The organism is Rhizobium sp. BK049, from assembly GCF_014193135.1.
Classification (GTDB): Bacteria; Pseudomonadota; Alphaproteobacteria; order Rhizobiales; family Rhizobiaceae; genus Rhizobium.
The window spans coordinates 113,958-132,180 of record NZ_JACHYV010000016.1; the positions used below are offsets into that span (position 1 = coordinate 113,958).

Genomic DNA, 18,223 nt, shown 5'->3' on the forward strand with positions numbered 1-18,223 from the left:
TCGTGGCAGTGTGGAGGGCGGTTCCGCCTCTCAGCGAAGCTGACGACGCTGCGGACCAAGATTAACCGGGCTGATGATCTCGGGGCCGGTATTCTTCAGATTGTCAACGCCCGTGCCGATCGGCCACATGGTCAAAAGGTCGGCCGAGTATGGCTTCATCAGGTCGGATGGATTTGGATCAGGAGATAGCCAGCGCTCATAGTCTTGCCGACGGAGAATGACCGGCATTCGTTCACTGATTGTCGTCATCATCTCATTCGGCGCGCAGGTGACCACGGCGAAGGTGCGGATATCGATGCCGGCTGGGTGGCGCCAGAGCTCCCAAATGCCTGCGAGAGCAAACAGAACGTCCGTCTTCATCGCGATAGCATAGGGTTGCTTGTCTCGGCTGTGAGCGGAGATCAACTTCCACTCAAAGAAACCGTTGACTGGAATCAAGCAGCGCCGAGACCGGTAGGCAGGCCCGGCGAGTCTGTGTGCGGCAATCTTTTCGCAGCGAACATCGACCAATGGGCGACGCCGGTCGCTAGGCGTTCTAGATGCCGGCGCCAGTCCCCACTTTGCTATTGCAAAGACCGGGGCAACGATACCGGTTTCCGGCGCTGCTTCTTGGATGATGATCGGATAGACTTGGCCTGGTGAGCCGTTGTATCGAGGGATGCGGTCAACCAAGCCGTCAAGCTCCCCGTATCCGGCGAAAGAGAAACTACGCGCGAGCTCGTGAAGCGATTCTTTGATGTAAACGCGACTACACATTCGGCATTCCATGGAGAGACTACTTATTTAGATATAACCCTCCCTCAGCAGGTCAAGGCAGCAGAAATGTTTTCCTCGCCGCGACTTATGAAGTGTCAATACTCAATATGGGTCAATTGCATTTTAAGATATGGCTGTTCAACTTGCGGTATGACAAACGCCGCCTTTTTGCTATCATTGGCTATCAGAAGTCCAGCTCGGCATTCGGGAATATCGGGGCGCTGCTGCTTGCTGCGCGAAAAGAGGGCCAGCTGGTCTACGTCGGATCGGTCGGAACTGGCTCCAGGGCAAACGACGCGCTGGAGCTCCGCGCTGCGATGGACAAGCGTAAGGCGTCAGCGCCTGCTGTGAAGTCTACCGGCCGTCGCCGCAACCTGGTTTGGATCAAGCCAACACTCGTCGCCGAAATCGACCATCGAGCATGGACACATGATGGAAAGCTGCGCCACCCGTCATACAAGGGATTGCGGGACGCTGCTGATAGTGCGGCAATTTTTGAGTTATAGGAGATGGCGATTGATGGTGATAGGCTGCCAGCAAGTCTGCGAGATGGCGCACTTTCTTTGACATTCATGCTGAGCACTGAATTCTTTGGAGGCTAGGGTGACGAAGCGCCTGTGTATTAATTGTCTAGTAGCTTTCATCCTATGTTTATGTGGTGCCTATGCCCTAAGTATTTTCAGCGGTGGCGTGGAACATGTAAATGGATTCGCGAGATACATATACAATATCCTTTGGGCACTTCTTGCGATACTATTCTTGCCAGGCCCGTTGAGTTATTTATATTCCCGGTCGTGGCCGGAGATACGCAAGGATGAAGCCAATAGAGAATTTGTGCGCAAGAATCCCTTGTTGATGTTTTTCGTCTGGCGCGAAATCAGGGACGAGGGATTGGACGTGCAGCATTAGTGGCAGTATGCCGTTAACCTGCAGGAAATCGCGCTCGCGAAGAAACCGCAGATCACGCGGTGCCATCAACATCGCCATCTTCGTGCAGCTCATTCACCGGCAGATCATTAAGGGCCTGCGCGAGGTGCAGGATAACGCGGCCGTTTTTGACTTGAAAGGGCAAGGCTAAATAGTTCCCGCCAGGCCAAAAACTATGAAAATCAACATGACAGAGGTCACTACCACGAAAGAAGGTCCGGCGATAAAGAACTTCTCTTTTGGCTTCATCAACACGCAATCATCATCACCTCCGCGATCGGCCCAGTGGGCCTCGGGCCCGAAATCTTCGGTGAAATTGAAGCCGTTTCTACTGTAGAAGATGATCGATCTGATGAACCAATACCAGTAGTAGGCGCAAAAGGGGCCGACAATGCAGAGGGCAATCCATAGCTGAATTCGATCTTCGCTCAATCAAGCTTCCCCATCAACATCGCCATCTTCGTCCAGTTCGTGCACCGGAAGTATTCTTCTCCGTCCTCTCCCAGGCGATGAACCTGATGGCGTCGCAACGCCGTTGCTTTCATCAAGGACGTCCGCCTCGTGGCAACTATTGTAAAACGAAGCGCTTCTGCTCTTGCTCGACACGTTCCGGTGGATAGCAACCCTTCGCCCAGCTATAGCTGAATGCGACTCTATCAAACTTCCCTTGGAATTCGTTGACGGACCACTGCAGCAAAGCTCCTCGCCAAAACATGCCTGCCAGCTTCTGGCAACCGAACCGAACACATCGGAGGTAGACGGCATCGGAGGGCGTACAAGTAAAGCCAAATGCCTGCAGCTTACTGGCGAGGAGAGCTGGATTGCCGTTCGCTTCACTTACAAGGCTATCCACCCATCGCTCATATTCCTTGACGAGAAGCGGCGGTTGGCTGTCAGCGCGTAAGGCCGCCGCTTTGGCGGGGTAACACCAGGCAGAAATACAAAGTATGATCAGCAACCGATAGACACGATAATTGCTCAAGAGGCGCTCCTAAGTCGCGGCTTTCAGCCGAGAGGTTTCCATCTATCAAAATAGCAGCGAAACCTCCAATCCGAGTGTCACATTGGTGGGACAAGGTAGCTTAGGAGAAAAGCGCATAGAAAGCTGCGGGAGCCGGGCCGTTGTCATACGCACCTGCGCGTGCAATTCTGTCGCGTAGACTGTTTGGGCAAGGTGCACATGGCGGCAACAACATTCGCATCTCCACCCTGGCGGAGAATTGCAGTTGCACTAATCGTAGTGCCTTTGGTGGCATCCTTCGCATATGCGGTTTACGCACCAGCCTATCAGGGCCTGCCGGATGTTATGGAGCGCGTTGTCCAAACGACTGCAGTCGTCGCGTTCTTCGGTGCGTATCCGCCAACCGTTGCATTGGGGATACCATTGATCCTCTACCTCAGGGGACGAGTACGGGCATCTCTTGCAAATTGTGCGATGGTCGGGGCCTCCATTGCGACCTTCCCGTGGTTTTGCCTAGCTATATTTTTCGGCCCCGACGAGGCCTACACGAATGATCACATGACCTACCAACACGGACTGATGACGTGGTGGGGATTGCTGGAAGCAATCGAATTGCTCACAGAAATAGCTGTATTCGGAATTGCCGCGGGGGGATTGTTCTGGCTGATCGCCGCGGCCGGCATCAAAAAACAGCCCCCTTCTAAAGTGTTTGAATAGCGGCTCTCGGTATCGCCTGATGACGGTGCCGGACATGGTCATGCGATCTCGGCTGCCGTAACCGTTATTCCGACGGGTTGGAGAAACCACGGTAGAAGCGTGTCGGCTGCAGCAGCGAACTGGTGATGTTGGCGATGATCGGCCCATCCGCCTCGCTCTTCGCCTTCGCTTCCTTCCACTCCGGATCGGCGATGAACTCGGCCCATTTTTGCTCGCGCTCCGCCAGCGACCGCCATTCGAGCAGGTAGGTCAGATCGTTGCTGGAAGAACCGATCATCGTTGTCCAGAAGCCGAGTGAGCGGATGCCGAGCCGTTCCCAGATCGCCAGCGTCGCGGTCTCGAAACGCTGTTGCAGTGCCGGCAGCCTCTCCGGCAGACAAGTATAGATGCGCAATTCGTGGATCATCGGATGCCCCTCATGAATGCTCTTTTGGAGCGTCCTCAAGCCGCTCACGGTAATGAGGGCAGCTTATAAAGTTTCGCAGGGTAATCAATGGTTCCGCGGCGCGCCATCCTCGAAAGCGAGGATCGGAGCTCAGGCGCATTCTGAAACCAGTGCGAACTGGCCGCCCCCGGCCGCATACTGCCCCCCAAGGCCGTCGAGGTATTGGCGGGAAGATTTCAGTGTGCGCCGCCCGTTTCCTCCTGTGCCCTCACGATGGCGTCCGCTTCCTTGCCGTATAGCTCCTCGAAGTGATCGAAGGTCTTGGAAAAGTAACCAATGCCCTGCGTCGCCGAGCGCAGCGCCCGCGCCAGATCGTCAAGTGCGCCGCCCGGAACAAGTGCCCGGAAGATGTCCCATCCCTTGGCGTTTTCATTCCGGTCGAAGCCGAGAACCTGACCCTTGAGCGCGGAGACGATCTGGACGAGGCTGCCGGAATAGATCGACGGAATGTGAATTTCGCTGCGGAAGACCGGTTGCATTAAAACGGCCGAGCCTTCGGAAAGCGCCTGTCGCACTCCCATTTTCGAAGCAGTCCTGAAGGCGTGTTCCGAACTGTCGACAGCATGGTGCTGACCATCGAACAGCGTTACGCCGACATCGATGACCTGGAAGCCGAGCGGCCCTTTCTCCATCGCGTCGCGCGCGCCTGCTTCGACGGCAGGGATGTAGTTGCGCGGAACGACGCCACCCTTGACGGTTTCGCTGAAGGTGAAGCCCCGGCCACGCTCGTTGGGGCGAATGCTGAGCTTCACATCCGCGAATTGCCCGGCGCCGCCGGTCTGTTTGCGATGCCGGTAGTGAACCTCGGACGGTTTCGCGATGGTTTCACGATAGATCGGGCGGGGCGTTCGATCTGTTACCTCGATGTGGAAGACGTCGGACAGGGTTCGGCAGAGATCGCGCAGATGTACCGGGCCCTGGGCGCGGACGAGCTGGGCGCCGGTGCCTTCCTCCTGCAGAACGACAAGACCGCGATCCGTCTCGGCAAGTTTTGCCAGCGTTTCGGAGAGTTTGTTTTCATCGCGTTCGCTGCCCGGGACCAGGATCCTTTCAAGCATCGGCGTCGGTGGCTGGGTCCATTCGGGCGGGGCGACCGCCGCGTTTGATGTCAACAGCGACGGGACGGGCAAGTGGTCGGACTTGACTGTTGCGAAGACATCCCCCGGTGCAGGCGTGATCGCCGAGCTGGACCGTCCGTTTGCGGGATCCTGCACGGCGCCGAGGCCGGAGCCGCCGAGTGATGCGCCTTGCCGCAGTCCCTCGCCAAACGCACGCACCAGCACAGTCTTGCCGATATTCTGGCGATGATAGGCATGGAAGCTCACGGCGGTCAGCTTGTTTTCATCGACATTGCCCGCACGAGCCAGGCGCTGTCGAAGAGCCGTGACCTGCGGCGCCTCGTGGCGCAGCGCTTTCATCAGCCTCATCATGCCGTTGCCGTGACTTGCGGCGCCGATCAGGACCGGAATAATCCTGTTTTCGCTCAGAACCCGCGATGAAATGGCATAGAGCGCGTCGCTGGGCGGCTCGCGATCTTCGATCAGTTCCTCAAGAAGCCAGTCATCGAATTCGGACAGGTGTTCCAAAAGCTCGCTGCGCGCTTCGTGCTCGCGCTCGGCAGCACTTTCGGGGATTGCGATCAGCGCCGAAGTCTGGCCTTCCCGGTAGCGCCACGCCCGTTCCGAAATCAGATCGCAACTGCCGATGATCCTGTCTCCCTCGCGGATCGGGATCTGGCGAAGCAAAAGCGTGTGGTTGGCGTAGTCTTGAAGCGCGGCGATTACGTCCCTCAGCCGCCCTCTCGGTTCGTCCATCCGGTTGACGAAGAGGATGCAAGGCGTCCCCGAGGCTTCGATTATCCGCAGATAGGGCGCGGCGAGCACGGCCTCTTCGGGAGCCGGAGAAACACACAGAATGCAGGCGTCGCTGGCAAGAAGCGCGTGCTGCACATGCGCCAAGGCTTCGTTCGGTCCCGGCGCATCGAGCGCGCACCACGCCTCATTTCCAAAGGTGAATTCCGTGAGGTTCAGTCCATAAGGGGAGCTGGATTTTCTCGGCGTTCCCTCCAACGAGCCGAGCTTTTCGACGACCGTCGATTTTCCAGTCTGCGAGGGTCCAAGTACGGTAAAGCAACGCATCGGCATTCCTCCAACTGCCATAGACACAACTTTCAGCCATCATAGGATGCCCTGAACCGCTGCAAGGCGCCAGAGGGGTTCAGCCCCCTTGCTCCGCTACACGATCCATGCCTCTATTTAACCTTAGAGGGATGAGCTTCAACGTCATGGCATCACGCACGAAGATAGCCGCTTCGCGGCAGCGCGGAGCTGGGGTCGACCTCCATCCCCAAGCGACAACGGAAGGCTTGAGGATGAGTGTTTTGCGCAAGAATTCAACTCGGGTTGGCCCCGGCTACCCACAGGTCGTTGTGCTCGTCGGCGCGACGGGCGATCTCTCAAGGCGCAAACTACTGACCGGGCTGTTCCACCTCACCAATGCGGGCTTCATCCCAGGATGTCGCATTATCGGCGTCTCGCTCGACGACATCGATGCCGATGCCTTCCGCACCATCGCCCGTGACTCACTGGACAAATTCTTGACTCGCAAGTTCTCACCGTCCGAATGGGAAGCGTTTGCCGCATCGCTCGACTATGTTCCGCTCGCTGCCGGCGCCAATGCTCTCAAGGAAGCGGTCGATAGAGCCGAGAAAGCACTGGGCGCCGAGACGCGGCGCGTGCATTATTTATCCGTGCCACCAAGCGCCGCCCTTCTGGCCGTGCAACTCCTCGCCCAGGCTGAGCTGACTGATCGCTCCCGTATCATCATGGAAAAGCCCTTCGGCACGGACCTTGCCAGTGCCGTTGAACTGAACAAGAAGCTGCACGAGGTGTTCGACGAAAAGCAGATATTCCGCATTGACCATTTCCTTGGCAAGGAGCCGGCGCAAAACATCCTGGCCTTCCGATTCGCCAATGGCCTGTTCGAACCAATATGGAACCGCAACTTCATCGACCATGTGCAGATCGACGTTCCGGAGACGCTCGGCCTTTCCACCCGCGCCGCCTTTTACGAGACCACCGGCGCCTATCGTGACATGGTGGTGACCCACCTTTTCCAAATCCTCGCCTTCATGGCGATGGAGCCGCCCACTGCCCTTGAGCCTGCGCCGATCTCGGAAGAGAAGAACAAGGTGTTCCGCTCCATGTTGCCGATTGAGCCGCGCGACGTGGTGCGCGGTCAATACATCGGCTACCGTAAGGAGCCTGGCGTCGATCCCGAAAGCGACACTGACACCTTCATCGCCTTAAAATGCGCCATCGACAACTGGCGCTGGGCTGGCGTGCCCTTCTACCTGCGTACCGGCAAGCGCATGGCCGAGGGGCAGCGTATTATTTCCATCGCATTCCGCGAGCCCCCGAAATCGATGTTCCCTGCGGGCTCTGGCGTGGGGGCGCAGGGCCCTGACCACCTTACCTTCGATCTTGCCGATGCCTCCAAGGTCTCGCTTTCCTTTTATGGCAAGCGCCCTGGACCGGGCTTCCGGCTCGACAAGCTCTCGCTGCAATTCGCCATGAGCGAAACCGGCCTGATTGGCGAAGTTCTGGAGGCCTATGAGCGTCTGATCCTCGACGCCATGCGCGGCGACCACACGCTGTTCACTACGGCCGAGGGTATTGAGCGGCTCTGGGAGGTTTCCCAATCTCTCCTCGATAACCCGCCGCCCGTACGCCTCTACGACCAGGGCGGCTGGGGGCCGAAGTCGATCCACCAACTCATTGCCCCGCACGCCTGGCGCCTACCGTTCGAGCGCGCCTGGAGGGATGCGGCAAAGCGTGATTGAGGGTCTGCAGTTGGATCGGTGCCGGCGACCAGAATGGCGCCGACCAATTGCATGCGCCGGTTGCCGAAGCGGTTCAGCCCTCCCCAAACATTGCGGTGAACTCGTCTGCGCGTGCGGCGCCGCGAAATCTCGGAGGCTGGACTATTTTCGCTTGCGTTCCGGCGCCAGCACGAAATCGTGCTCGACCTGCCAGAACGATCCTGCGAATCCGAGCTCCCTTGCCCTTGTGGGATCGTCCATCAGCTTGAATTCGGCCAGCAAACTCTCCTTGACGCCGAATACCGCATCGGAATGGATGTAGCGATCATCGGGATCGAAAATATGGGTCGTCAGCGTCTCAAACCCGTCTGCCTTGATAATATAGTGCAGATGCGCAGGCCGGTAGGGGTGACGGCCGAGCGCACCGAGCAATTGCCCAACGGGTCCATCATTTGGGATCGGATAGTATTTCGGCTTCACCGCGCGGAACCAATAGCGTCCGTCCTTGCCGGTGCGGAATACGCCGCGCAAATTGAAATCGGGCTGGATGCCCTTCTGCTGGACGTCATAGAACCCTTCGTCATTCGCCTGCCAGACGTCGAGCACCGCGTTTTCGATCGGGCGGCTTTCAGTATCGAGGATACGGCCGCTGATCACCATATCCTCACCCTTCTGGTCGAGGCAGATATTGGCGCCCATCGGCAGCTCCGGCGCATCCGCGACATGGAAGGGGCCGAGAACCGTGCTTTCGGAGGCGCCCGATGGTTTACGGTTGTTGATTGCGTCGACCAACATCGATACGCCGAGTACGTCTGACAGCAGAATGAATTCCTGCCGCCAGTCGGTGCAGGTGTGACCAGTGCGGGTGAGAAAGAGGATCGCTTCCATCCATTCATCCTGGGTCGGCTCCAGTTCTTTCACCGCCTCATGCAGCTTGCGGGTCACCACCTCCATCACCTGCTTCAGCCGCGCATCGAGTGCATTGGTGTTGCGGCCGGTGACGACCTCGACAGAGTTTTCCTCAGTGAAATAGCCTTTTTCTTCAATGCTCATTGTCGCCTCACCGATCCAGAATTGCTGTCAACACACGACGCAGCTCGTTTTCCGGATCGGCGACTGCGGCATGCGAACGCCAGCCGACATGATGGTCCGGACGCACGAGCAGAACGCCGGCATCGCGGATTTCACGGGCGCGCGCCCAGTCTCCCGTCAGGTCCTGCCATTCCTGCCGCGGGCCGATCTTGTGAGTCGTGATCGGCAGGCCGAACTCCTTCGACAAAGCCCTCGCCGCCGCAATCCAGCCGTCGCCACCGATCCCGGTCAACAGGGTGAAGACGCCATGACCGGTGAGATCGAGGCTCGATACTTTCCTGCCGCTGTCGTTGAACAGCCAGGCATGCGGCAGCCGCGCACCCGGCCACGTCGTCGGTTGGAAATGCAGCTCGGCATCCTTCTCGTAGGCTGGCTCCGGCTGCCCGTCCTTGACGACGGCATTCGAAGCGTAGCGATGGTTCATCTCCACGCCATGCGCGTCGAACTCGTAGACCTTATAGGCGATCGCCTCGCGGATTGCCGTGCGCTGGCGTTCGGCATCGGCGGTATCATCGCAGCGCGCATCCATGTTCTGCTGCATTTTCACCGGATCGACGGAATCGAGCAGACCCAGCGACTTGAAGATCGGGCCGAATTCCTCGATCGACTTGTTGGCGCGGGTAACGATCTGCTTGGCAACCGGCGCACGTTCGGCCTGGTAGCTCTCGAGCAGGGCCATGCCCGCCTGACCCTTGAGGACCAATGCGAGCTTCCAGGCGAGGTTGAAGCCATCCTGGATCGAGGTGTTGGAGCCGAGGCCGTTCGAAGGCGGATGGCGATGGACGGCATCCCCCATGCAGAACACCCGACCGTTCGACATACTCGTCGCGTACATGTTGTTCACAGTCCAGGTCGAAACGGATTTGATCTTCGGCTTGAGATCGGCAACGCCGACCAGTTCGCGCACGACCTTGGTGGCGAAAGCATCGTCGACCTGAGGCGCGGGCTGATTGATGTCGTAGCCCCAGACGATCAGCCATTCGTTCCATGGCCGCACCATGCGCACAAGGCCCATGCCGATGCCGCCGACATCGGCGCCAGGCTGCAGCACCCAGTAAAGCACCGACGGGCGATGGGCGACATAGCGTGAGAGATCAGCCTCGAACAGAATGTTCATCGAGCCGGCAACGCCCATCCTGCCTTCGAAGGTCAGGCCGGCATGCTCCGCCACCTTGGAGTTGCCGCCATCAGCGCCGATCAGGAATTTCGAGCGGATCACCAGCTCCCTGCCGGTCATGCGGTCGAGACAGGTGGTCGTGACCCCTTCGGCATCCTGAACATGGCTCACATACTCCGTCGACATGCGCGCCTGCGCGCCGCGCGAGCAGGCTGTCTTGAACAGCAGCGGCTCCATGTAAGTCTGCGGCAGGTCGTTCATGTGGGTGGGTGATGAAAGAAGGTGCTCGGCACGCGACAGCGGGTGGTTGCCCCAGCTCTGCATGCGGCCGATTTCCTCGCCGGCAACCGCCGTGCAGAAGACATTCTGCCCCATCAGATCCTGTTCGACCGCGAAGAGATAGGCCTCCTCCTCGACGTCGCGACCGAGATCGCGCAGAACCTCCATCGTCCGCTGGTTGGTGATGTGCGCGCGCGGCGTGCTAGCCAGCCAGCGATAACGGTTGATCACCATCGGCTCGAGGCCGTAGGTCGCAAGCAGCGCTGATGTCGCCGAGCCGGCGGGTCCCGTACCGATGATCAGAACGTCGGTGGTGATGTCAGCCATTTGGCCCTCCCTTTTCATCATGTAGCGTTGATCCGCCTCTCAGCAGGCGGCGGACCGGAAAGAGTTCCCAACCGGTACGGCTGGATATGAGACCCCACAGACCCCGTGGCGCGAACAGCATCGTGACGATAGCAAGCGCCCCGAGCGCAAGGAGATACCAGGAGCCGTAGCTCGAAAAGGCATTCTGCAGCAGGAAGAAGACGAGCACGCCGACCAGCGGGCCTTCGATGGTGCCGATGCCGCCTATGACGACAATGAACACGACATAGGCGGTCCAGTCAGTGAGCGAGAAGGCGGCATCAGGCGATATGCGCGCCTTCTGCAGGTAGATGAGCGCGCCGACCATGCCGGTCACGGAAGCGGTTGCCAGATAGACAACGATCTTCAGCCGCCGGGCGTCGACGCCGAGCGCACGGGCCGCTGTCTCATTGTCGCGCACGGCGGCAAGGCCAAGGCCCTGCTTGCTGCGCAGCAGCCGATAGATGAAGCCGATCGTCAGCGCGACGAGAGCCAGCGCCAGCCAATAGGTGAGCGCATCGGCCGCGGCCGCGGAACGCATGCCGAACCAGTTCTGCAGCACCGAAATACCGAGCATATCCTTGGTGGCTTCGCGTGGCAGCGAAGTTCCCGTTCCGCCGCCGAGCATCTTCCATTGGGCGAACAGCAACCGCCCGACTTCGGCGATGACCCAGGTGCCGATCGCAAAATAGGGGCCGTAAAGCCGGAAGGAAAAGAAGGCGGCTGGCGCTGCGATCAGCATTGCAAAGAGGCCGGCGAGCGGAATGGCAAGGATCGGGTCGACACCGGCAAGAATGACGAAGCCGAACAGCGCATAGGCGCCGGAGCCGACAAAGAGCTGCTGCCCGACCGAGATCAGTCCGGCATAGCCGGCAAGCAGGTTCCAGCTCTGCGCCAGCGCCAGCATAGTCAGGATGAAGAACAGATCCTGCACGACGCCGCGCGACACCATGAAGGGTGCAGCGGCGAGCGCGGCCGCCGCGACAAGCGAGAGGATGATGAAGATGCTCGAAAGCCGCGTCCGCGTTTCCACCCGCCAGCCCGGCGGTGCAGCAATTTCGGTCGGCATTGTTTCGAAACCCGGAGTCATGGCGCCCTCAATCCACGGCGCGAGGGAAAAGACCGCGCGGCCGGAAGAGCAGCACGAGCAGGAAGGCGATATGCCCGGCAAGAATCTGCCATTCGGGATTGACCGCAGCGCCGACCGTCTGGGCAACTCCCAGGATGACGCCGCCTGCAAGCGTGCCCCAAAGCGAGCCGAGACCACCGATGATGACGGCTTCGAAGGCGTAGATCAGCCGCGCCGGCCCAGCCGTCGGATCGAAGTTCGCCCGCATACCAAGATAAAGCGCGGCAACCGTCACGATCATCATCGCTAGGCCGGTCGCGACGGCGAAGATCGTATTCGGCCGAATGCCCATCAGGCTCGCCGTCACCACATCGTCCGAGGTGGCCCGGAAGGCGCAGCCGAGCTCAGTGCGGTAGATGAGCTGATTGAGACCGACGATGACGAGGACTGCCGAGGCAAAGGTGATGAGCGGCATCAGGCCGGCGCCCACACCACCGAATTGGAGTGAAGCCGTTTCGAGGGCGCCCGCGGAGATCCGCCGGCTATCGGCCGTGAAGCCCTCCAACAGACCGTTCTGAATGACGATCGACAGGCCGAAGGTGACGAGCAAGGGTGGCAGGATGTCCTTGCCAAGGGTGCGGTTCAGCAGGTGATATTGTAGCAGCCAACCGACGGCGAACATCAAGGGTGCGGCGATCAGCGCAGCCAGGAAGGGATTAAGCCCCAACAAAGAAACAAGTACCAGGATCAGGAACGCCGCCAGGACGATGAGATCGCCATGGGCGAGATTGACCAGGCGCATGATGCCGAAAACGAGGCTGAGACCTGCCGCAAACAGCGCATAGAGCCCCCCGAGCAGAACACCTTGCAGAAGCGTATCAAGCCAGTTCATGGGTGTCCGCTCCAAAATAGGCCGCATGGATATCGGCGCGATCGAGTTCTGCGGGGCGGCCGGTCAGGGTGATGCGGCCCTCCATCATGCAGTAGATACGATCGGCCACCTTCAGCGCCTGGGCGATATCCTGCTCGACGATGACGGTGGCCGCACCCGCAGCGCGGATATGGGAAAAGGCGGCATAAATGTCCTTGATGATCACGGGGGCGAGGCCGAGGCTCAGCTCGTCGCACAGAAGAACCTCGGGATTGGACATCAGCGCCCGGCCGATGGCGACCATCTGCTGTTGCCCGCCCGAGAGCGCCGTCGCCGGATTGCGGCGTCTCTCCTTCAGGACCGGAAATAGCGAATAGATGCTGTCGAGCGTCCAAGGTCCAGCGACGCGGCGGCCATAGCGGCCGATCTGCAGATTTTCCTCGACCGTCAGCGACGGGAACAACTTCCGCCCCTCCGGCACGAGCGCGATGCCGCGCCGCACGACATCGGATGCAAGCATTGCCCCAATCGGCTCGCCATGGTGCAGGACCATATCGGGCTTGTTGGCGATGACACCGGCGATCGAGCGCATCAATGTCGATTTCCCCGCACCATTGGCGCCGATAATGGCGATGGTCTCGCCCGCCTCAAGCCTGATATCAACGCCGAGCACGGCCTGGAAATCGCCGTAGGAGGCCGTGAGGCCGCGAGTTTCGATGAGGCTCATCGTCAGACCTCCATCCCGAGATAGATTTCGCGCACCTCGCTCGAAGCCATGATCGCATCGGGCTTGCCGATGCCGATCACCCGGCCGAAATTGAGCACGACGATGCGCTCGGCCACAGCAGTAAGAGCATGCAGCACATGCTCGATCCAGATGATTGCGATGCCGCGCTGGTGAACCCGCTTGATCGTCGCGACGAGCTGGCGGCATTCGCCTTCCGTCAGTCCGCCGGCGATCTCGTCGAGAAGCAACAGCTTCGGCTGGGTGGCGAGCGCACGCGCCAATTCCAGCCGCTTGCGTTCAAGCAGGGTCAACGATCCGGCAGGCACATTGGCTTTGGCGATCAAGCCGGTCTCGACAAGGATGTCCGCGCACGAAGCCGAGACATCGCTTTCCCTCGCCTTGGCACCGAAAGCACCGGCAACCAGCACGTTTTCATAGGCCGTCAGACGCGCGAAAGGCTGCGGGATCTGGAAGGTGCGGCCCATGCCGGCAAGGCAACGTTGCATCGGCGGCACATGGGTGACATCGCGGCCGTCGAACTGGATCGATCCTCCGGCAACGGAGAGATTGCCGTTGATAAGGTTGAACAGCGTCGATTTGCCGGCGCCGTTCGGCCCGATGACGCCGAGCGCCTCGCCAGGCTCGACAGAGAAGCCGATATCCTCGGCGACGACGAGCGCGCCGAACGACTTCGAGACTCCCTTCAATTCCAGTAGGGGCATTGTCGTTCTCCGTTGGCGGCCGCCCGACCGAGTGCCGGGCAACCCTCCTTTCACGCAAGGGCTTCGAGCTTGCCGCCAAGCGGTACGTTGGGCGCCAGGCCGTTTTCAACGACGACGAGATCGTAGCCGCCGCCGGATTTCAGCCGCCATTGGCCGCCGACCAGCGGCGTCTTGGCGACATTCTTTTGCGCGAACGGCGGCAGCTTCTCGTTGCCCCAGGCAACCGGCCCGACGAGCGTGTCGAGCTTGGTCTCGCCGATCGCCTTGGCGACGGCATCGCCATCGCCCGCATCCTCGGCCCGGGTCATGACATCGACGGCGAGCTCGAACAGTGCATGGGCAAAGCCAATCGGCTGGGTCCATGGGCGGCCGGTTGTCTTGGTGAAGGCAGCCGCCACGGCGGCTGCGGTCTCGCCCGTCAGCGACGATTTGAACGGATGCGTCGGGGTCCACCAAACCTCGGTCGATAGATTGTGTCCGGCATTTCCCAACGCTTCGACGGTCTGCGGGAAGAGAAGCGCCTTACCGATCGAGGCGACCTTCGGCTTCAGGCCTTGCTGCTTGGCCTGGTTCCAGAAAGTGGTGAGGTCGGGGGGGATCATCACCCCGGTCAGGATATCGGTGCCGGCCTGCTTGAAGGCGTTGATCTGCGCCGAGAAATCATCCGTCAGATTCTGATAGCGGCCGGTATCCGTCAGCCCGTAGCCGAGCTTTTCCAGGACCGGCGGGAAGCCGACGACCTTGTCGCCCCAGGCATTGCCGTCACCATCATTCGGGAACAGGCCACCGACCTTTTTATTCGTCTCGATTTGGCTCCACATGCCGGTAAAGACGGCGATAATATCCTCAAGGCCCCAGAAGAAATGATAGGCGTAATTGAAGGGCTTCCAGGAGGCCGGATCGCCGGGATTACCCTGCTGGCCGATGAACCAGGGCTGCCACGGCGCGACCGTGGAAATGCAGGGCATCTCCTCGCCCTCGCAGGTCGTGGAAACCGGATTGGTCGTCTCCGGCGTCGAGGATACGAGCATCAGGTTGATCTGGCTGTCGACGATCAGCTCCTTTGCGACCTCGGCAGCGCGGTTCGGGTTCGACTGGCTGTCCTTGACCACGACCTCGTAGTTCAGGCCCTTTGCCTTCGTCGTCGCCAGAAAGGCATCTATGACGAACTTGTCGGCTTCGCCGAAAGCGGCGAGCGGCCCCGTCTGCGGGCTGACATAGCCGAGCTTGATTGCCGCATTCTTGCCAATCGCCGGCATGGGCAGGCCCGACGTTGCAATCAATGCGCCGCCGGCGGCCGTCGTCTTCAGAAAATCGCGTCTCGTGAACATGTTTCCTCCTCCCATTGTCTCTCCTCCCAAAGAGTGCGCCCGCAGGCGCCTGTGTCTCAGTCCGTCGGCCGCCGGCCCTCCCAAGCGTCCTGTAGAAGCTGGCGGATCGCAGTCCGTTCGATCGGCCGCGGATTCCAGTAGGGATTCTCGACAGCAATCGCAGCCGCGCGATCGAGATCGATTTCTGTCAGCCCGAATTCCTTGAGCGATAAGGGAGATCCGATCGCCCTTGCGAAATCCCAGAGCCCGCCACCGATGGCGCCGCTGAAAATATCGGCCGCTCCTGCCAGCTCCGATGCCGCGGCTGCGGCATTGAAGGCGGCCGTATGCGGCAGCATCACCGCATGGGTTTCGGCATGCGGCGTATCGAAGGAACCGCCGAGCGTGTGACAAATCTTGTGATGCAACGCCATGCCGACCGTGCCGAGCACCGATCCGCAGAGCCAGGCGCCGTAAAGGGCATCGCTGCGCGCCTCAGCGTTCTTGGGATCGTTGACGATAACCGGCAGGCTTCGGGCAAAGGCGCGCAGGCCTTCCAGCGCCATCAGGCTGGAAATCGGGTTGCGGTCTTGCGCGTAAAGCCCTTCGATGGCATGGGCCATCGCGTTCAGGCCACTCGTCACGCTCATGGCGACCGGCAGGCCGAGCGTCAGCGCGGGGTCGTAAATCACGATCTCCGGCAATATGCTGGCATCGCGCACCGTCGTCTTGCGGCCGCCTTCGGTCTGCCCGAGGATCGGCGTCACCTCCGACCCGGCATAGGTCGTGGGAATCACGATCTGGAGAAGATCGGTGCGATAGGCAATCGCCTTGCCGAGCCCCGTCGTCGATCCGCCGCCGAGAGAGACGACACAGTCCGCCGCGGTTTCCGCCACCACCCGCATCGCCGCCTCCGTCACCTCGACGGGCGTGTGCATGGTCGCGCCTGAGAAGACGCCGCAGGCAAGCGGCCCGATCTCTTCGGCCAGCGCGTCTGCATCAGCCTTCTGATGCGGCGTCGAGAGGATCAAGGCCCGCTTGCGGCCGGCTTTGGCGACCCATTGCGCGACCCGATTGCGGCTGCCGGCACCGAAGACGATTTGGGCGGGACTGCCCGCATAGGAAAAATCCTGGGTCATGCCGCCCTCCCCGGCTTTGCTCGAACCATCACGAAGGTGAGGCTCAACGCCTTGGCGGGCTGTCCATCGATCTCGGACGGCTCGAAGCAGACAATGAGCTCGGGCCGCACGCCGAAGAGGGCGTCTTCGCCAAGGTGTGGATCGCTCGCATCGTAAATCTGGGTGGTGATCGTCTCGAAGCCCTTGGCACGAACGACGAAATGCAGGTTCGCCGGGCGGCGCAGCGGATAGCCCGCCTCGGCGAGCAGCCGCCCGACCGGGCCATCGTCCGGCACGCCATAACCCGACGGCATGACGGAGCGATAATGGAACCGTCCGTCGATATCGGTATGGAAGAGGCCGCGCAGATTATGTTCCGGCTGCAAATCCGGCTGCTGGTTCTCGTAAAAGCCCTCTGCATTCGCCTGCCAAGTTACGACCTCGGCGCCTGCGATCGGCAGGCCATCGAGATCCTGCACCCGCACGGCCACCGCCAGCGGCTCGCCGATGCCATCGAGCGAGATCGAAGAGCCCGATACCCTTGCTGGCGCATCATTGCGGAAAAACGGTCCGCGAATGGTATTCGGCGTCGCCGCTTTCGGTCGCCGCGAATTGATTTCCTCGACCAGGGCCGACGCGCCGATGAGATCGGACAGAAGCACCCATTCCTGTCGCCGCTCGTCCGAGGCATGGCCGACATCGGTCAGGAAGGCAATAACCTTGCGCCACTCGTCCTGGGTCGGGCGAAACTGCTTGATGAGATCATGAACATGGATGACGGCGGCAGCGATCAGCCGTGACAGATTGCCGTCACTGCCGGCGGAGAAGCGTTCCGAGAAAACCTCGGCCGACGTCGCCTCGCTGAATGTGAGCGCCTTTGCACGCTCCGCCATGCTCATCCTCCACGATCTCACGTGTATCCGAGATTGATACTAGCAGTCGGAATTGCATGGATTGATGATTTTGTTGCAAAACAATATAACGGATTGTTATGAAGTTCGATGAACGTCACCTGATCCAGCTTGCCGCCGTTGTCAAAACAGGCGGCGTAACCGAAGGTGCGGCCTTACTGGGCCTCGCTCAGCCTGCCGTGTCGCGCACCTTGTCAATGTTGGAGAAGCGCGTGGCCGAGCCGCTCTTCGTCAAGGGTCGCCGGCCATTGCAGCCGACGCCGTTTGGACTTTCGCTCGCCGAGCACGGCCTCGTCATGCTCGCAGCCTCGCGCAAGGCCTCCGATCTCGTCGAAAGCTTCCGCGTCGGCAAGAGCGGCGTCGTGCGGATCGGCGGCACGCCCTTCTTCATGGATGCGCTGATTGCCGGGCTGTGCGCAGAGTTTCAGACAAGCCGTCCGGACGTGCGGATCGATCAAAGCTACGGTTATTTCCCGGATCTGCGCGCAGCGCTGAAGGCAGATCAGATCGACCTCGCCATATGCCCGATCGACATACTCGACGAGGGTTCCGGGCTCGAATTCCAGCAGATCCTCCCGGGCCGCAATGTCGTGGCCTGTCGGGTAACCCATCCGCTGCTTCTGAAACGGCGGCCGCAGCCGAGCCATCTGCTCGACTATCCGTGGATTGCGCCGCCACCGGGAAGTCCGCTGCTGGCGGACCTGCGCGCACTGCTGCTCTCCTTCGGCGCCACCGAGATCAAGATCCGCTACAGCGGCGGCTCGCTGATGAGTGTAATCAATTATCTGAAATCGGCGGATGCGCTGACCATCATGCCGCACAGCGTCGTCTTCGCGCAGCGCAAGGAAAAGACGATCACCGCACTGCCAATCACGATCCCTCATCCAGAGCGCGCACTTGCGATCCTCAAGCGCGTCGATGCTCCACGAGCTCCCGCCGTCGATCAATTTGCCGAATTCGTCCGCATGGGTTTCCAACATCTTCGGCACTTGATCAAACGTCATGAGGAGTCGGTGATTTGGGGAGTTTGAGAGCC

General features: G+C 60.3%; 18 protein-coding genes. 4 read left to right on the plus strand and 14 right to left on the minus strand.

Features of this window, described 5'->3' with window-relative positions; genetic code table 11:
- Window positions 1–30: 30 nt before the first annotated feature.
- Window positions 31–756 (minus strand): SOS response-associated peptidase, encoded by a 726-nt coding sequence (locus FHT70_RS17955; protein WP_183703569.1) that lies wholly within the window; start codon window positions 754–756, stop codon window positions 31–33.
- 92 nt (window positions 757–848) lie between these two features.
- On the opposite strand from FHT70_RS17955, the gene FHT70_RS17960 reads away from it, so the two are divergent.
- The gene (locus FHT70_RS17960; RefSeq protein WP_311044535.1) at window positions 849–1,262 is read left to right on the plus strand and encodes an ATP-dependent carboligase; all 414 of its coding nucleotides are present in this window, start codon (window positions 849–851) and stop codon (window positions 1,260–1,262) included.
- 455 nt (window positions 1,263–1,717) lie between these two features.
- Here FHT70_RS17960 and FHT70_RS17965 read toward each other — a convergent pair whose 3' ends face one another.
- Together FHT70_RS17965 and FHT70_RS17970 are read right to left on the minus strand one after the other, a co-directional pair.
- On the minus strand, window positions 1,718–1,942 hold the full coding sequence (locus tag FHT70_RS17965) for a hypothetical protein (protein WP_183703572.1): 225 nt from the start codon (window positions 1,940–1,942) through the stop codon (window positions 1,718–1,720).
- A gap of 309 nt (window positions 1,943–2,251) precedes the next feature.
- A complete protein-coding gene (locus tag FHT70_RS17970; protein WP_183703575.1) occupies window positions 2,252–2,665 on the minus strand; it encodes a hypothetical protein in 414 nt (137 codons plus the stop codon).
- A gap of 198 nt (window positions 2,666–2,863) precedes the next feature.
- On the opposite strand from FHT70_RS17970, the gene FHT70_RS17975 reads away from it, so the two are divergent.
- Window positions 2,864–3,361, plus strand: coding sequence for a hypothetical protein (locus tag FHT70_RS17975; RefSeq protein WP_183703578.1), 498 nt, complete (start codon window positions 2,864–2,866; stop codon window positions 3,359–3,361).
- Between the two features lie 64 nt (window positions 3,362–3,425).
- Here the strand turns inward: FHT70_RS17975 and FHT70_RS17980 are convergent, their stop codons facing one another.
- Both FHT70_RS17980 and FHT70_RS17985 read right to left on the minus strand, forming a co-directional pair.
- Window positions 3,426–3,767 carry an NIPSNAP family protein gene (locus FHT70_RS17980; RefSeq protein ID WP_183703581.1) on the minus strand — a complete coding sequence of 114 codons (342 nt, stop codon included), beginning with the start codon at window positions 3,765–3,767 and terminating at the stop codon, window positions 3,426–3,428.
- A 215-nt stretch (window positions 3,768–3,982) separates the two neighbouring features.
- The gene (locus FHT70_RS17985) at window positions 3,983–5,944 is read right to left on the minus strand and encodes an elongation factor G (RefSeq protein ID WP_183703585.1); all 1,962 of its coding nucleotides are present in this window, start codon (window positions 5,942–5,944) and stop codon (window positions 3,983–3,985) included.
- A 233-nt stretch (window positions 5,945–6,177) separates the two neighbouring features.
- Here FHT70_RS17985 and zwf point away from each other — a divergent pair, with 233 nt between their 5' ends.
- Window positions 6,178–7,647 (plus strand): glucose-6-phosphate dehydrogenase, encoded by a 1,470-nt coding sequence (gene zwf, locus FHT70_RS17990; RefSeq protein ID WP_183703588.1) that lies wholly within the window; start codon window positions 6,178–6,180, stop codon window positions 7,645–7,647.
- Between the two features lie 141 nt (window positions 7,648–7,788).
- Here zwf and FHT70_RS17995 read toward each other — a convergent pair whose 3' ends face one another.
- From FHT70_RS17995 to FHT70_RS18035, 9 genes are read right to left on the minus strand one after another with little or no spacing between them, the layout of a single operon-like run.
- Complete coding sequence (locus FHT70_RS17995; RefSeq protein WP_183703591.1) at window positions 7,789–8,679, minus strand: intradiol ring-cleavage dioxygenase; 891 nt, start codon at window positions 8,677–8,679, stop codon at window positions 7,789–7,791.
- A gap of 7 nt (window positions 8,680–8,686) precedes the next feature.
- Window positions 8,687–10,441 carry an FAD-dependent monooxygenase gene (locus tag FHT70_RS18000; protein WP_183703594.1) on the minus strand — a complete coding sequence of 585 codons (1,755 nt, stop codon included), beginning with the start codon at window positions 10,439–10,441 and terminating at the stop codon, window positions 8,687–8,689.
- A complete protein-coding gene (locus tag FHT70_RS18005) occupies window positions 10,434–11,549 on the minus strand; it encodes a branched-chain amino acid ABC transporter permease (protein WP_183703597.1) in 1,116 nt (371 codons plus the stop codon). The genes FHT70_RS18000 and FHT70_RS18005 overlap by 8 nt, the downstream gene beginning before the upstream one ends.
- A gap of 7 nt (window positions 11,550–11,556) precedes the next feature.
- Window positions 11,557–12,420 carry a branched-chain amino acid ABC transporter permease gene (locus FHT70_RS18010; protein ID WP_097597505.1) on the minus strand — a complete coding sequence of 288 codons (864 nt, stop codon included), beginning with the start codon at window positions 12,418–12,420 and terminating at the stop codon, window positions 11,557–11,559.
- The gene (locus FHT70_RS18015; RefSeq protein ID WP_183703600.1) at window positions 12,407–13,126 is read right to left on the minus strand and encodes an ABC transporter ATP-binding protein; all 720 of its coding nucleotides are present in this window, start codon (window positions 13,124–13,126) and stop codon (window positions 12,407–12,409) included. Before FHT70_RS18015 ends, FHT70_RS18010 begins: the two co-directional genes overlap by 14 nt.
- 2 nt (window positions 13,127–13,128) lie before the next feature.
- Window positions 13,129–13,848 (minus strand): ABC transporter ATP-binding protein, encoded by a 720-nt coding sequence (locus tag FHT70_RS18020; protein ID WP_183703602.1) that lies wholly within the window; start codon window positions 13,846–13,848, stop codon window positions 13,129–13,131.
- A gap of 50 nt (window positions 13,849–13,898) precedes the next feature.
- The gene (locus tag FHT70_RS18025; RefSeq protein WP_183703604.1) at window positions 13,899–15,179 is read right to left on the minus strand and encodes an ABC transporter substrate-binding protein; all 1,281 of its coding nucleotides are present in this window, start codon (window positions 15,177–15,179) and stop codon (window positions 13,899–13,901) included.
- Window positions 15,180–15,235: 56 nt separating this feature from the next.
- Complete coding sequence (locus FHT70_RS18030) at window positions 15,236–16,297, minus strand: maleylacetate reductase (protein ID WP_097597514.1); 1,062 nt, start codon at window positions 16,295–16,297, stop codon at window positions 15,236–15,238.
- Window positions 16,294–17,169 carry a dioxygenase gene (locus tag FHT70_RS18035; protein WP_097597516.1) on the minus strand — a complete coding sequence of 292 codons (876 nt, stop codon included), beginning with the start codon at window positions 17,167–17,169 and terminating at the stop codon, window positions 16,294–16,296. Before FHT70_RS18035 ends, FHT70_RS18030 begins: the two co-directional genes overlap by 4 nt.
- A gap of 98 nt (window positions 17,170–17,267) precedes the next feature.
- Here FHT70_RS18035 and FHT70_RS18040 point away from each other — a divergent pair, with 98 nt between their 5' ends.
- Window positions 17,268–18,218, plus strand: coding sequence for a LysR family transcriptional regulator (locus FHT70_RS18040; protein ID WP_183703607.1), 951 nt, complete (start codon window positions 17,268–17,270; stop codon window positions 18,216–18,218).
- Window positions 18,219–18,223: the final 5 nt, after the last annotated feature.